Origin of the sequence: Janthinobacterium sp. SUN137, from assembly GCF_030587265.1 — a bacterium.
GTDB lineage: Bacteria > Pseudomonadota > Gammaproteobacteria > Burkholderiales > Burkholderiaceae_D > Janthinobacterium > Janthinobacterium kumbetense.
The window spans coordinates 1,527,734-1,542,045 of sequence record NZ_JAPWHZ010000002.1 but is presented as its reverse complement, the minus strand read 5'-3'; the positions used below and the strand labels follow the sequence as shown (position 1 = coordinate 1,542,045).

The 14,312-nt window shown below is 54.5% G+C and carries 13 protein-coding genes and 1 pseudogene; 5 read left to right on the top strand and 9 right to left on the bottom strand.

Translation table 11 applies throughout. From position 1 onward, the window contains the following. Nucleotides 1-418: 418 nt before the first annotated feature. The 9 genes from O3298_RS14925 to O3298_RS14885 all read right to left on the bottom strand — a co-directional run bounded on the left by O3298_RS14925 (nt 419) and on the right by O3298_RS14885 (nt 6,313). Entirely contained in the window at nt 419-769 is a 351-nt protein-coding gene (locus tag O3298_RS14925) for a DUF2185 domain-containing protein (RefSeq protein WP_219328811.1), read from the bottom strand. Between the two features lie 515 nt (nt 770-1,284). Continuing rightward, nucleotides 1,285-1,770 (bottom strand): hypothetical protein, encoded by a 486-nt coding sequence (locus O3298_RS14920; protein ID WP_305059855.1) that lies wholly within the window; start codon nt 1,768-1,770, stop codon nt 1,285-1,287. A gap of 51 nt (nt 1,771-1,821) precedes the next feature. Continuing rightward, entirely contained in the window at nt 1,822-2,109 is a 288-nt protein-coding gene (locus tag O3298_RS14915; RefSeq protein WP_305059854.1) for a hypothetical protein, read from the bottom strand. Between the two features lie 107 nt (nt 2,110-2,216). Further along, nucleotides 2,217-2,576: a hypothetical protein gene (locus O3298_RS14910; RefSeq protein ID WP_289913733.1), complete on the bottom strand. Its 360-nt coding sequence runs from the start codon at nt 2,574-2,576 to the stop codon at nt 2,217-2,219. Between the two features lie 482 nt (nt 2,577-3,058). Next, nucleotides 3,059-3,481 (bottom strand): hypothetical protein, encoded by a 423-nt coding sequence (locus tag O3298_RS14905; protein ID WP_305059853.1) that lies wholly within the window; start codon nt 3,479-3,481, stop codon nt 3,059-3,061. A gap of 1,170 nt (nt 3,482-4,651) precedes the next feature. After that, nucleotides 4,652-4,996 (bottom strand): hypothetical protein, encoded by a 345-nt coding sequence (locus O3298_RS14900; RefSeq protein ID WP_156894850.1) that lies wholly within the window; start codon nt 4,994-4,996, stop codon nt 4,652-4,654. A 106-nt stretch (nt 4,997-5,102) separates the two neighbouring features. Continuing rightward, the gene (locus O3298_RS14895) at nt 5,103-5,372 is read right to left on the bottom strand and encodes a hypothetical protein (protein ID WP_156894849.1); all 270 of its coding nucleotides are present in this window, start codon (nt 5,370-5,372) and stop codon (nt 5,103-5,105) included. A gap of 110 nt (nt 5,373-5,482) precedes the next feature. Further along, on the bottom strand, nt 5,483-5,812 hold the full coding sequence (locus O3298_RS14890) for a hypothetical protein (RefSeq protein WP_071323966.1): 330 nt from the start codon (nt 5,810-5,812) through the stop codon (nt 5,483-5,485). Between the two features lie 150 nt (nt 5,813-5,962). After that, nucleotides 5,963-6,313 carry a DUF2185 domain-containing protein gene (locus O3298_RS14885; protein WP_305059852.1) on the bottom strand — a complete coding sequence of 117 codons (351 nt, stop codon included), beginning with the start codon at nt 6,311-6,313 and terminating at the stop codon, nt 5,963-5,965. Between the two features lie 641 nt (nt 6,314-6,954). Between O3298_RS14885 and O3298_RS14880 the strand changes: the two are divergent. The 5 genes and pseudogenes from O3298_RS14880 to O3298_RS14860 all read left to right on the top strand — a co-directional run. Then, a pseudogene (locus O3298_RS14880) lies at nt 6,955-7,302 on the top strand (DDE-type integrase/transposase/recombinase); the annotation flags it as partial. A gap of 521 nt (nt 7,303-7,823) precedes the next feature. Continuing rightward, nucleotides 7,824-9,065: a hypothetical protein gene (locus O3298_RS14875; protein ID WP_305059851.1), complete on the top strand. Its 1,242-nt coding sequence runs from the start codon at nt 7,824-7,826 to the stop codon at nt 9,063-9,065. Between the two features lie 111 nt (nt 9,066-9,176). Beyond that, nucleotides 9,177-10,022 (top strand): phage tail protein, encoded by an 846-nt coding sequence (locus O3298_RS14870; RefSeq protein WP_305059850.1) that lies wholly within the window; start codon nt 9,177-9,179, stop codon nt 10,020-10,022. Between the two features lie 174 nt (nt 10,023-10,196). Further along, the gene (locus O3298_RS14865) at nt 10,197-11,072 is read left to right on the top strand and encodes a tetratricopeptide repeat protein (RefSeq protein ID WP_305059849.1); all 876 of its coding nucleotides are present in this window, start codon (nt 10,197-10,199) and stop codon (nt 11,070-11,072) included. Nucleotides 11,073-11,147: 75 nt separating this feature from the next. Further along, on the top strand, nt 11,148-14,312 hold a 3,165-nt coding region (locus tag O3298_RS14860; protein ID WP_305059848.1), incomplete at its 3' end, for a YDG domain-containing protein.

Genomic DNA, 14,312 nt, shown 5'->3' with positions numbered 1-14,312 from the left:
ATCAGCCACTACCTGATGCACCGGTATAACTGGATACGACCACATCAGTTCAACCAGGGACTGGCACCGGCCGTCGCCGAAGAAAAACTTAACGTAGTGTCCGGGATGGGTTGACCACTACAATAATCCCGATTTCCAACCATGAACTTTCATCCTCTATCGTGAATGTGAAAATGTACGTAGTCACTTGGTAAAGATCAGGACAGATGACGAGAAATGACTCTAGACGGTTCAACTATGAGAGCTGCGGCACTTTCAGTGTCGTGCTTGTCACGCGGTAGCAGCGGCGCAAAATCTACAGTCATTTATCGCTCAAAAATAGTCGTAAGTGAAGGTCCGGTTATAGCCGCTAGCTGAAGTCCAGAGGATGGAAATCCGACATTGCTTTACGCAGCAAGGCGTTCTGCGCCGAATACGTTCAGTCTTCGGTAGAATTCCAGTCTAAAATTTCTACGAAATCTTCATCACCGGAATTTCGTTCGAATGCCGAGCCGATCGGAGCGTCTAGCAAAGGAATAATGGAACGATCATAATTGACGATCGTATTCATATTGTAATACGCGAGATTTTCGATGTCGTTTGCGTACTCATCAGTTTCTTGCCCTGACATGAAGCACCATCCACTATCGTGGTCGTGTCTAGGACTTTCTCGATACATGAAACATACCGGAAGACCATCGACAGTGATCATGTCGCTTGCTAGGCCTGCACCATAGCCAGAGACGAGCGGTTGAATCTGATCTTTCGGCAAGAAGTAAATTTTCGTCATACCCAACGTCTAACATCCAAGTTCAACTACGGCTAAACGGCCGTCGGCGGTAACATTCTGATTCGCAATGATCGCTAGTGGCTGCGGACTCAATCTATCAACGCAACACTTTAACTTAAATGCATCGTTGAAGAGTGGAAATGATGCGAAAGACGAACCGATTTAATGGCGCTGTGCCCCGCGAAATCCGAGATTGCCGTCGCAAGGCGTTTTGCCACGGGAACGTTAATGCACGAACCTGCCGAAGCTCAAGCAGACTTTGTTTGAGCCCGGCAGGAGTCTCTGCAGGGCAGGGGGGGCAGACAGGCCAGACCCGATCTCGTCGTTGGACCAGGCAGCTACGAAATCGTACACATGGTGCTATGCAGGACGGCCAGGCTCCTAACACGTTCCATCGACTTTGCATCTTTCAAGAACTATGGATCAGGAGTAGCCTAGCCACCTTCGGTGATTCAAGCCACCAACCGGCACCGTCCGCTTCCGCCCCATAGCGGACGGCTACGTCTGTGCCAAGGTCATCTGCGGAGCCGCGCCTCGAACTCATCGACCAAACGATACAATTTTCCTAATTGTGTTTCAGAATCGCCAGAACCTTCAAGTTCGTCGATCCGATGCCGCACAAGATAGAATTGGTTCTCCCCCCGGATCTTGCCGGTTGTCAGAATCTCTTCAAGGCGTTTAGCTTCCTTGGCAGCGAAATCTGGATAAAACGTACGCACGGCGCTGCTTAGCGCAGCTACAACTTGGGAACGGTTCTTTAGTTCAACATCCGCAAGGAGCAAGGGCAATTCACGTAGGCCTTGCTCAAGGCCGGCAGCAATTCTCGACTTCGATTCGCCTGCAGAGAGAAACTTCTCATACTGTGCCTTTGCCAAATTCCATGAGTCTCGCAGATCGGAAATTCGTCGGTCTGACAGTTCAGGTAATGATGCATAGAACTGCTCGAAGACATTGAACAGTTTGTCGTATTTCGTTCGGGGCTGGTTCGACGCTTCGTTCATCAAGTTCCCTAGGTTAAATCGATTGACCGCTTCTGGCCGGCTACGGCCAGTTCAATCACACGGAACTTCATAAATCGCAGACTCTTCCTCAGGCCCCCTGATGCGGATAACCTTGAACTGAGACACGGAAAATTTGAAAGCAACCAACAACTCTTCTACTGACTCCGTTAGAGACTTCGCCCACTCAACCACAGTTGCCTCAGTTTCTTCACCAGGTTCAATATCGGCGAGGGCTCGAAGTTCTCGACGCTCAGGAAGACATGCGATGGGAATAAAATCATCGAAACCTTGTTCACTGATTATTTTTTGTGTAATACCAGCAAATTCGTCTAATTTCATATCTTTGTTTCCATTGTTTGCACTTCGCTTGGAAGGTCTGCTCTTGGCCGATTGCCGTCGTTGGCAGGCTCCGCCCCTAAGCAGTCGTACCCGAGCGAACCATGGCGTTAATCAAAGACCGTCCAGGGATTCATTACTGCGGGAGAGAACCAGGTTATTCCCTGTGCAGTCAATATACGTGCTTGCTCAACCCATATTTGGTGACATTGACCACGATTGGCTACCGCTCCAGCAACGATCTTCGCTTCCTCCTTCGCAGCGCGAATTTGTTCCCACAGCGTTGGTTCATCTTCGATTGGGTCGTACAACTGGCTCTTTCCAGATTGGTTTAGTGCAGCCTTGAGTACTCTCGACCGCAACAAGGGTTCCATTGACAACAATGCTGTCTTTGCCGTCATCACGGGGCAGCCGGTTGCCTTGTGATACGCAATGAGATCCGAATTGCTGAGCGGTTCGTCGTTTGTCATAGGGTCATAGATACTGGTCGTGCAATGTCCGCTTCAGGCTGTGGACTTAATCGTTCAACGCAACACTTTAACTTAAATGCATCGTTGCAGAACAGAAATGATGCGAAAGATAACTCGAATCGATTGCTCCGCGTCCCGTGGAACCCGAGATAAAGGTCGCAAGGCATTTTGCCGCGTGAACGTTAATGCATGAGCCTCCCGAAGCTCAAGTAGCTTTTGCTAGCGCGTGGCAGGAGTCTCTGCGGGGCAGGGGAGATAGACAGGCCAGACCCGATCTCGTCGTTGGAGCAGGCAGCTACGAGATCTCACGTCAGGCGTCTTCCAAGACACCCGGGGCCCTAACATGATCCATCGGTTTTTCATCTTTCAAGAACCATGGATCAGGAAAGCCTAAGCGACTGGCGGCGATTCAGTGGCACCGTCCGCTTCCGCCCCGAAGCAGACATAGATCTGACGCATTCGACATATGCCACCGCAGCCGATTAAGCGTCGTGATAAACAACGCCGTATGTGTCGAACATAGCTCCAGCTAGCTCGACCATGCTTAAGCCGCTGCGCTCCCAAAAAAACAGAAAGTATTCCAACTTGTCGTAAGGTGCTTCAGCGTCCATGCCGTGCAGCGCACAAATCGTGGTTCTGATACGCAACACCTCAGGGTCATCCGACATATCGCGTCCTCGGATGGTCTCCCAAAGCCTCACCCGGACAGCTAAGGCCTCGCTATCCGTTGCCGCGCCCTCAAGATATCGTTTAGCAGCCAAAACAGAAGACTGCGCGGTAACGGGTAGACATTCGATCACCCGAGCCAGGGCGTTAAGCATAAAGCGTTGAGCATCACCGTGCTCTACCGGATCATCCAGATCAACGGTGGATGAAATAACATCAAAAGGATCACGGTGAGACATGCTGACTTTCTGAGTAAAGCTTAGTTGGTCAATTGCCGACTGTCCGCTTCTGGCCGGTTGCCGTCGTTGGCAGGTTCCGCCTCCAACCGGACATAATCCTCTGTGGGCCTAAGTAACGGCTATGAGTCTCTACAGGGCAGGGGAGATAGACAGGTCAGACCCGATCTCGTTGGTGGAGCAGGCAGCTACGAGATCGCATACCGGCACCTGGCAAGACCCGAGACCCTAACACGATCATCGGCTCTTTTTCTTTCAACAACCAAGGATCAGGAAAATCTGAGCTACTGGCGGCGATTCAATGGCACCGTCCGCTACCGCCCCCCGGCGGACACTCGAGACCGCTACCAAGAAAAAGCTGATCCGAGCCATTGCCTACTGCCTTATCTCCTGAGGACCGACGGCTTGATAAAGTAGGTAGGGACAAAGCCGATGCTGCAATGGTTGCAGTAACAGCCTTTAATAAATTGGCGCAATGGATCGTCCGACTGATACTGGACCTGCAGTTCGTCTACCGCCAATTGGTCGAGCCGCTGGTATCCTACAAGCTCCACGTTTGGGCTTTTTTCTCCGATGAGAAGCAACTTCTCTACGACACAGCTTGCCGATTTGCATTTTGGACACTTCTCACTATGCATAAGACGCCTTGTTGAAACCATTGTGTCGCCAGTAGCTTCTGTCCGGTAGCGGCACCAGAGCATAGCGGATTGCCAAGCGGAAAAACTCAAACATTATCACGCTGGTTCGAATGGCCACTTCTGGTCGAAGTCCGCCGTGATCCCCCACTGCAATTATTTGCATCGTAGCCATTCGTCCCAAATTTGAGAAGCGAGGCCACGATAATCGGTTATCGGCCCGGCAGTCTCGCTGTCGAACCATCTACAAAATTCCTCGTGAACTATAAGTTGCACATCGGCTTCAGATTTGGCATGCCTCAGTCGGGGAATAATTGTCCCGACCTCTGGTTCGTATTCGTCAGTGTTCGTTTCAAAATTAATACCAATTGGGTCAGCCCTGAACAGTAGCGTTGAGAGCGCATCGAAGAGCTCACGATACTGTAGTCGAACAGCTTTCCTCTTTTCTATCTCGGTGCTAACCATCAATACAATCCTGTTTTCCGGCTACAAAAATGACCGTCTGCTCTTGGCCGAAAGGCGCTTCTTGGATACGACATCAAATCGAGTCAAGTTTCTGCAAATATGTTTCTGCTATCGATGCAGAAATTTGCCCATGAATTGCTGGCATCTCCAATCGTTGTAGTATGTCCCACATTGGCTGGTAGCGATCAGCTAGTTCATAATTTTCCCAATTTGGACAAATGTAGCTCTCAACGGAAAGAATTAGTGAAGCCCATTCCTTCAAATCCGAAGCCGAAATTTTCTGCTGCAAGTACATCTTAATGACGGCTGCAACATCATTCGGGAATACAAATATATCCGAATCGCTTTTCTTTTGATTAGATTTTAATATTCGGACAGCGTTGATACTTCCTTTCAGTGCCTCTTCGAAAAGGTTCATCTACTTTCCTTCGCCTGGGTATAGGTCTGCTATTGGCCGGTTGCCGCTGTTGGCGGGGTCCGCCCCGAAGCAGATGCTCGCCGTTTTCACGAAAGAGCGAAGATGCTCAGTCGCTAAACGGAAGAGAGATATTGTTGCTCATTAACGTGACTTTGTAGTGAGACACCAGGTCAGATAGCTGCTCAACAGTGTCCGCGAGTTCTCCTGCGGCCTCTTCACTTAGGCACGCCGCTTCAGACTGCACTACTTTAAGAGACCGAAGCAAGACACTCAGTGTATCGCCTTGAATCAGGCACCCGGGGAAATTACGCTGTGGATGGCGCATTACAACGGCGTTCGATGCATCAGAAAAAATTTCGACTTCTTGAATATACATTGTGTCTCCAATTTATCATGGGTAGACTCACCGACCGCTTCTGGCGGGCTGCTGTCGTTGGTAGGTTGCGCCCCGAAGCTGACGGTGCCAGCCATGAGATCACGCTCGCTTTAATTGGAAAGCAGAACCTTGATTGCCGCCTTAGATTGACCAGCGAGCAAAGCTATCTCAGCGGGAATGACAACCTCGCTCCAAGATAATTTCGCTTCGACGGACACTATCAAATATAGCTCACGGTAGCATCCGTCCAACTTGGTCTTGACCCAAGTAAGGGTTCTCCCTATGGTGTCAAGCGTTACTGGGATAGAGATATACCTGCTTTCGTCCAGCGCTCGCATGCCCCCACGACGACATGCGAAGTGAATAGCCATTTGTTCGAAGGTTTGAACATCCATTCCATGCACGACGACAAAATAGGCTAATCGATCATCTTGGTTCATTATATTAATCACAGGTTTGCAGTCCAGCCCACAGGCCAATCCGTCCTCGATGTTAGAGCAGATGAGGTCCGCTTTTGGCCGTTAGCTGAAGTCCAGAGGATGGAAATCCGACATTGCTTTACGCAGCAAGGCGTTCTGCGCCGAATACGCTCAGTCTCCGGTAGAATTCCAGTCTAAGATTTCCACGAAATCCTCATCACTGGAATTTCGTTCGAATGCCGAGCCGATCGGAGCGTCTAGCAAAGGAATAATGGAACGATCATAATTGACGATCGTATTTATATTGTAATACGCGAGATTTTCGATGTCGTTTGCGTACTCATCAGTTTCTTGTCCTGACATGAAGCACCATCCGCTATCGTGGTCGTGTCTAGGACTTTCTCGATACATGAAACATACCGGAAGACCATCGACAGTGATCATGTCGCTTGCTAGGCCTGCACCATAGCCAGAGACGAGCGGTTGAATCTGATCTTTCGGCAGAAAGTAAATTTTCGTCATACCTAACGTCTAACATCCAAGTTCAACTGGGGCCAAACGGCCGTCGGCGGTAATATTCTGATTCGCAATGATCGCTAGTGGCCGCGGACTCAATCGATCAACGCAACACTTTAACTTAAATGTATCGTTGCAGAGTGGAAATGATGCGAAAGAAGAACCGAATCAATGGCGCCGTGCCCCGCGGAACCTGAGATTACCGTCGCAACGCGTTTTTCCGCGGGAACGGTAATGCAGGAACCCACCGAAGCTCAACCAGCTCTTGCTGGTGCGCGGAAGGAGTCTATGCAGGGCAGGGGGGATAGACAGGCCAGACCCGATCTCGTCGTTGGATCAGTCAAGCTACGAGATCGCACATCAGGTGCCTGGCAGGACGCTCATGCCCAACACGATCCATCGGGTTCTCATCTTCCAAGAACTATGGATCAGGAGAGTCTAAGCCACGGGGGGTGATTCATTAAACGTCCCAGGCAAGCCTCTATTTTGACTTGGCGCACTTGAGCATCATGCTGCGCCGGGCATGATGGCAAGTCCACCGCCAGCGAGAAAAATCATCGACGTCATCAAGCGCTTTATGCAGGCGATGGACCAGGCTGTTACATCCAACGGTGCCGTCGTAATGCTCCGAAGCAGGCACACTGCTGCTATATCGCGCTGTCGACAAACCGGGAAAGACTGTCGACGCTCTGCTGACGATAAAACGCGATTTGGCTGCTGCAAAGCGCTTTCTTACCAAGGCCCTAGGTATGAATGACTGTCCCGAAAAGGTCGCAATGGACAAGAGCTGAGCCAACATGGCTGCCGCTGACGCGGTCAATGCCGGCCGGAGCGTGCCAATTCTCGTGCGCCAAGTCAAATACCCTAACAACATCATGGAACTGGAGCATTGTTCCATCAAGCGAATGATCAGGCCAATGCTCAACTTTAAGTCGTTCCGATGCGTTGGTAATCTGCTCGCGGGCATCGAACTCATGTTTATGATCCGCACGGGCGCAGTTCGCACTTGACGGCGCGATTGCAATAAAACTCTATGCACTGGCAGCGTAGGTCCGTCCACTTTAAAACGCCGCAATTCTCCGCTTGGGAAATTACTTTCTCGGATGAATAAAGCAACAGCACTCTTCTGATTTGCTTCGTGCAAACCGCCGTTTTATTCTGCCTTGCTTCTTGCTACAAAATACTTTCGTCACAATTGGTCACTTCTGGTGGGTATTGGTGGTTTGTCATTTCAGTAACTCACTCACTATACTTACAAAATCCCATCGTCAGCAAGGCAATGGTTGAGTCCAACACAAGAGGGAATGTTATTCAATGAGAATCCTCATCTGTAGATTCCGCTTCTTTCTTACTTGTCACCAAATAAAACCACAATGCAATATCCGCGCGGGAACGCCTTTGTAGGAGTCCTAGCGATATAGGTGGATCAAAATAATAACGCGAACACAAGGTCTAAAAATACCTATAAAACAATAGTTTTTTACCTGCTGGTACGTAGTCTTCTTCCTGTAAAAATTTGACCAAGAAAGAAATTATGCCACCAAATTTCGATGTTTTTCAGAAAACGTTTGCCCTGTCTTTATTATCCAATCTAGCTTCCAACTATATAGCAAAAGATCGCTATGTTCCGGGCACGCATGGCGACCCGCTTGAAGCCCAGCTTGCGGAAAATATACAGGTGGCATTGTCGACGCCAGTGGTGGTGGCAGGCCTGGGGGACGACTGGAAAATCGCATGGGGGCCAGCTGTCTGGCGCGGAGCAGATTCCAGAGTCATGGAAAATGCCGCGGCTGTTTTCTACAATCCCGAAGTCACGTTTGAAGATGGGACCACGGCGGCAAGCTATGTGGTTGCTATTGCCGCAACCAATTTGATATCCGGCTATGATTGGATCGTGGAAGATTTTACGGTGTCTTCTACCGTTAGCTGGACGCACTATAACCCGGCACGACAGCCTGCCACTGTCGTTTCGCACAATTCTCTCATGCCGGTCATTTCCAAGGGGACCGCGACGGGCGTCAGGCACATTGCCGCATTGACGCCGACGGATCCGGCCCACGGACAGACCAGTCTTTCCGATTTTATCGCGCAGCTCAACGGCACGGCAGGCGCCGGCGCGCGCATTATCTTCACCGGGCATAGCCTTGCCGGTGCGCTGGCTCCAACTTTTGCCTTGTACCTGAAGGAACATGGCGCATTGTCGGCATTTGAGCGGATACAGGTTTACCCGACCGCAGGAGCATCTCCCGGAAATAAAACCTTTTCCAATCGGTTTGGCCAAGCCTTTCCGCGGAAATCTGCCGGAGAGCAGCCTTGGCAGAGTTGGAATGTCCTGATCCACAATCAGTACGATATCGTGCCACATGCATGGAGCCTGAGCACGCTTCTTCAATTATTGACTGTTTACGGCAATTCCGATGCCGAGGGCGGGGTAAAACTGCCTGAGCAGATTTATGGCGTGGTGCTTGCCGCATTGGCCGATTCCGCCGCCTCGAAAACACTCTACGCCGCTTTGCCAAACGCGGCATTTTCGTGCGGGTCTCCAGGGCCTGCCCCTGCAACTGCCGTCGAGTATCTGAGCATGGCAGGGATCCAGCATGTCAAGACGTATATCTCCGCAATTCTCGGCTCGGATTTTCTTGCTATTGAACATGCGCCAACTGTTCCTGGCGTCATCGAATTCGTAGATGCACAGCGCCGTATCGCGGAGCTTGTCAGGTTCCTGGAAAAAATTCTTCATCCTGGCGCCGGCGGCTAGCGGCTAGCGGCAAGTGAAGGGACGGTGCATCGATGACGTCAAAGCGCACTGGCAATGCAGAAAGTTTACGCATCACATAAAACGTTGGCTTTACATTAAGGGAAATAAGAAATGAAATCTGTAGTCAAAAAGCACTTTTCTCGCGCCGCGTTGATTGCCGGCATCGTATCGGCCGCCTGGACGCCGAACAGCTTTGCCTGTACCGACAGCCCGGTCCTGGCGAGCATCTGCATCATGGCCGTGCCGTTCAATTTTGGCAGTTTCAATCGGCAGTACGTGGTGGCCGCCGGCCAGGACGTATTTATGAGTACCAATGCGGCGTTGTATTCTTTGATCGGCAATACTTATGGCGCTACTACCAATACGACCTTCAAGCTGCCAGACCTTCGCGGCAAGTTCGTGGTTGGCGCCAACGGCACGACCTACCTGACCGGCAATACGGGGGGGAACGATGCCATTAAACTGTCGGTCACACAGTTGCCACCGCATTCGTTTACGGTGAGCGCCATTCCCGTCCAGCTGAGCAATATGGTGGTCAGCGTGGACTTGCCTGCACTGAACATCACGACAGCCATTGCCGCTGCCACGGCCACCGGCACGGTAACGGACTTGAAAATGAATGTGGCTAATACGACCAACGGCGTCGCTTCGCCGTCGGGTGCCTACCTGGGCAAGGCACCTGCTGCTTCCTCCAGCATCTATGCCTCGTCGGCACCGGATGCGACGCTGAATGCCGGCGCCATCAGCGGCGGCAACGTTTCGGTCTCGGTTCCTGCCTCCACGGCCAGTATGTCGCTACCCGCCAAGCAGCTGACAGGCACCATTAGCGGCACCGCAGCGGCCACTGGCCAAACGAGCACCGTCGGCAGTGGTGAAGCATTTGATAACAGACCGTCCTACATTGCATTGACGTACTACATCGCGGCCACCAATGGCCTGTATCCAAGCCGGGACTAGGCTTGCCCTTGACGATCTCATCGTCGTTGAACAGGTGGCATGTGGAGGTGCATGCCACCGCTGATGACTTTATCTGGAGTATTTATTTTGCGTATCCTGGGTGTTGCAGCGCTGATTGCAGCGCTGCTTGTCGCGTTACAGGCCGGCGCTGCGCCGCGCGAGCTGAGCACTGAATTGAAGCAGGCCGATAAGGCACTGGCTGCCCACGAATATGCGCTCGCCTACAAAGCATACACGCGCGTCGCCGCCCGCAACCCCCTGGCGCAATTCAGCTTGGGATTGATCGAGCGCGAAGGGTGGGGGCGTGCGCGCAATCCGGCCGCCGCCTGCGCCTGGTTTGGCAAGGCGGCACAGGGCAACATTCCTGCTGCGCAACAGTTTTTTGGCGATTGCCTGGCTGACGGGATCGGCCAGGCGGCCGACGGCAAGGCGGCCGAAGCTTGGTACCGCAAGGCGGCGCAGGCGGGCATCGTCTATGCGCTGTGTTCTGCCGGTCAACTGTACATCCGCGGGCAGGTCGTCGGCAAGGATGTCGAGCACGGCCTGGGACTGTGCGCGCAAGCGGCGCAGGCAGGGTCGGCACCGGCCATGCTGCGCATCGCCGATTATTACAAGGAGGGCACGGAAGTGCCGCAAAATCTGGCGGCCGCGCGTTCCTGGTATCAACAGGCCGCGGAAAACCGCGACCATCTGGCGCAATACCGCCTGGGCGTGATGCTGGGGCAGGGCGAAGGTGGCGACGCCAATCCGGCGCTGGCCTTGTCATGGCTGGAACATGCCGCTTCCGAAGGGTATGCACCGGCCTATTTGCCAGTGGCCATTCTGTACGCCAACAGCACGCCGGACCCGGCTACTGGCGCGCTGACGCCTGTCAGCCTGGCGAAGATATATATGTGGAACAGCGCTGCCAGAGCCACCATAAAAAATGCGGCGGAACTTGCCGAAATCGAACGTATTGCCCGGCTGGTCAATCAAGTGATGCCGGCAGAGTGGAAGCCCGCGCTTGACCGCCGGGTTGCCGAGCATCTGGGCAGATTTTCTGCTAACTAACGTCTATACAACAAGCGGCATGCCATCTGAGCATCGAACCGACAACCCGAGAAAACCACCATGCGCCATGCTTCCATGAACAGAATTTATCGACTCATCTGGAGCCATGTGCACCACGCCTGGGTGATCGTCCCGGAACGCACCAGGGGCCGGGGCAAGGCAGCCAATCGCAGTATTCTCTTCAGCGCCTTGCTGGCGGTCGCCCCTGTCGCCGTGGCGGGGCCGACAGGCGGACAGGTGACCGCCGGCAACGGCTCCATCAGCCAGAACGGTGCCACCACCACGGTGACGCAAGGTAGCCAGAACCTGTCTTTGCACTGGCAGTCGTTCAATACTACGAGCCAGGAGACGGTTAATTTCGTCCAGCCATCGGCCAGTGCCATTGCCGTCAACCGTATCAGTGACACAAACGCCACGCAGTTCTTCGGCCGGCTCAATGCCAATGGGCAGGTCTACCTGATCAATCCGAATGGCGTGCTGTTTGGCGCCGGATCGCAAGTTAATGTCGGTGGCCTGGTTGCCTCCACGCTCGACATCAGCGATGCGGGCCTGAATGGCGCGGCGCGCCGTTTCAGCGGCACCGGCACGGGCAGCATCATCAACCAGGGCACCATCAATGCGGCCCAGGGCGGCTATGTCGCCTTCGTCGGCAATACGGTCAGCAATCCGGGTAGCATCAACGTGGAGGCTGGCACGGTGGCGCTGGGCGCGGGCAGCGACGTCACGCTGTCGTTTTCCGGTGATAGCCTGGTCAATCTGCAGGTCAACCAGAGCACGTTGAACAACCTGGCCGAAAATGGCGGCCTCATCAAGGCCGACGGCGGCGCGGTCTGGCTGTCGGCCGGCGCCAGGAACGCCGTGCTGGCCAGCGTGATCAATAACACGGGCATCGTGCAGGCGCGCAGCGTCAGGAATGTCAACGGTTCCATTGTGCTGGAGGCTGGCGGTGCCGGCACCGCAGCCAATGGCGGAACGCTCGATGCGTCGGGCAGCGGCGAAGGCGTAAGCGGCGGCACCGTGAAGGTGCTGGGCGGCACGGTGAGGCTGGCGGCAGGCAGCGCGATTGATGTGTCGGGCGAAGGCGGCGGCACGGCATTGGTCGGCGGTAACTTCCTCGGCAGCGGCAGCGAGCAACGTGCGCATACGACCACGGTCGACGCTGGCGCCTCGATCAAGGCCGATGCGATCACCCGCGGCAATGGCGGCAACGTCGCGGTCTGGTCCGATAACAGCACGCTGTTCAACGGCATTATCACGGCGCGTGGCGGCATGGTGTCGGGCAACGGCGGCAAGGTGGAGACCTCCGGCAAGGCCTTGAAGATCAACGCCAGCGCCTCCGTCACTACCGCAGCGCCCCGTGGCACGGTGGGAGAATGGCTGCTCGATCCGGACGATATCCTGATTGGCAATGCAAGTATCTGGGGCAATTCATACGGCATCAATGTCGACACGCGCGTCCTGTCGACGGCGCTCAATAACGGCAATGTGACCATCAAGACAACAGGCTCATCGGCCAGTTGTACGGGCACGACGTGTACTCCTTGGGGGGGCGGCAATGGCGATATCATCATCCTGGATGGTATCGGTTTCGGCAATGACTACTCCGTTGTCGGCTATCCCAGCATACCTAACTGGACCAGCAATACAACGCTGACGCTGAGCGCCTATCGCAATGTTCAGTTCAAATTGACAAATGGCGTCACTTTCGGCGGATCGGTCAACGATATTGGCGGTGGCATCGAGGCGCAAGGGGGCGGCAACATCGTGCTGCGGGCCGACAATGGCGCTAGGGGCATGGGCACCGTCATATTTGACGACCCCAGCGCCATTCAAAGCAATATTTTTCTCGTAGGTGGCGCAAGCGCCGTCAGCATCTATTACAACCCGAGCAGTTATGACACCCCGACGGACTATACTGCGTACATCAACAATCCCGGTCAGCTGACCGCCTATATGGCAGTCAATTTGAGCGGTACGATAGCACCCAAGGTCTATGACGGTACGACGAACGCCGGATTGGCCGGGCTCAGCAGCCTGCTGACCATGCCGGGCGGGCTGACGCTCGATACTGCCAGCCAGGCGGCTACTTTTGCCGACAAGAATGCTGGCATCGATAAGACTGTGACGATCACTGGTGTCAAGTTCAGTGGTGGCGGCACCACGATTGCCCACAATGGCCAGAACTATTTTCTGAATGGCCTCGACAGCAAGACGGGGACGATCACAGCTAAAAGCATCAACGTCGGCGGCTTGTCTGCCAGTGACAAGACCTATGATGGCACCACCAGCGCCACGCTCACGGGGGCGGGCATTTCGTCGTCAGATCTGGTGGGCGGCGATATCGTGTCCCTGGCGGGGGGCGCCGCCACTGGTACGTTCGCCGACGCCAATGCCGGAACCGGGAAAACTGTCACCGTCAGCGGCTACGCTCTGACGGGGGCCGATGCGGGCAATTACAACCTGGTGCAGCCGGCCGGCGTGATGGCCACCATCCACAAGGCCGACCTGATCCTGTCCGGCGGCAAGACCTACGATGGCGGGACGTCCGTGGCGGGTGGCACGCTGACGGCCACCGGCGTGGCGGGACAGACCTTCAGCGTCACCGGTGCCGGCGATGTATCCAACCTGGCCAGCAAGAATGTGCAAGCCGGCGCGGCGCTGGGCAGCACCGCCGGCCTGGTCTTGGGCAGCAGCAGCAATGGCGGCCTGGCGGGCAACTACAATGTGCTGGGCACCGCAGGCAGCAGCTATACGGTGACCGCCAAGGGCATCACCCTGACGGGCATCAATGCCCTGGATAAAACCTACGATGCGACGACGACGGCGACCTTGAATACCAACAACGTGGCGTATTCCGGCATGGTCGCGGGGGACAACGTCACCCTGGGCGGCCAGGGTATCGGCCACTTTGCAACCAAGGATGCGGGCGCCAACAAGACAGTGAACGTGTCCGGCTTCAGCCTGGGCGGCGCCGACGCGGGCAACTATGTCGTCACGCAACCGACGGGCCTGACGGCGACGATCGGCAAGGCCGACCTGGCGGTGTCGGGCATCGGCGCCGCGGATAAAACCTATGATGCGAGCGCTAGCGCAACCTTGCATGGTACGGCCGGAGTTAACGCCTTGCTCAGCGACGTCGTCTCTGTCGTCGGCACGGGCAGCGGCAGCTTTGCCGACGCCAACGCCGGTACCGGCAAGGCCGTCACCGTCAGCGGCTACGCGCTGACGGGCATGGATGCG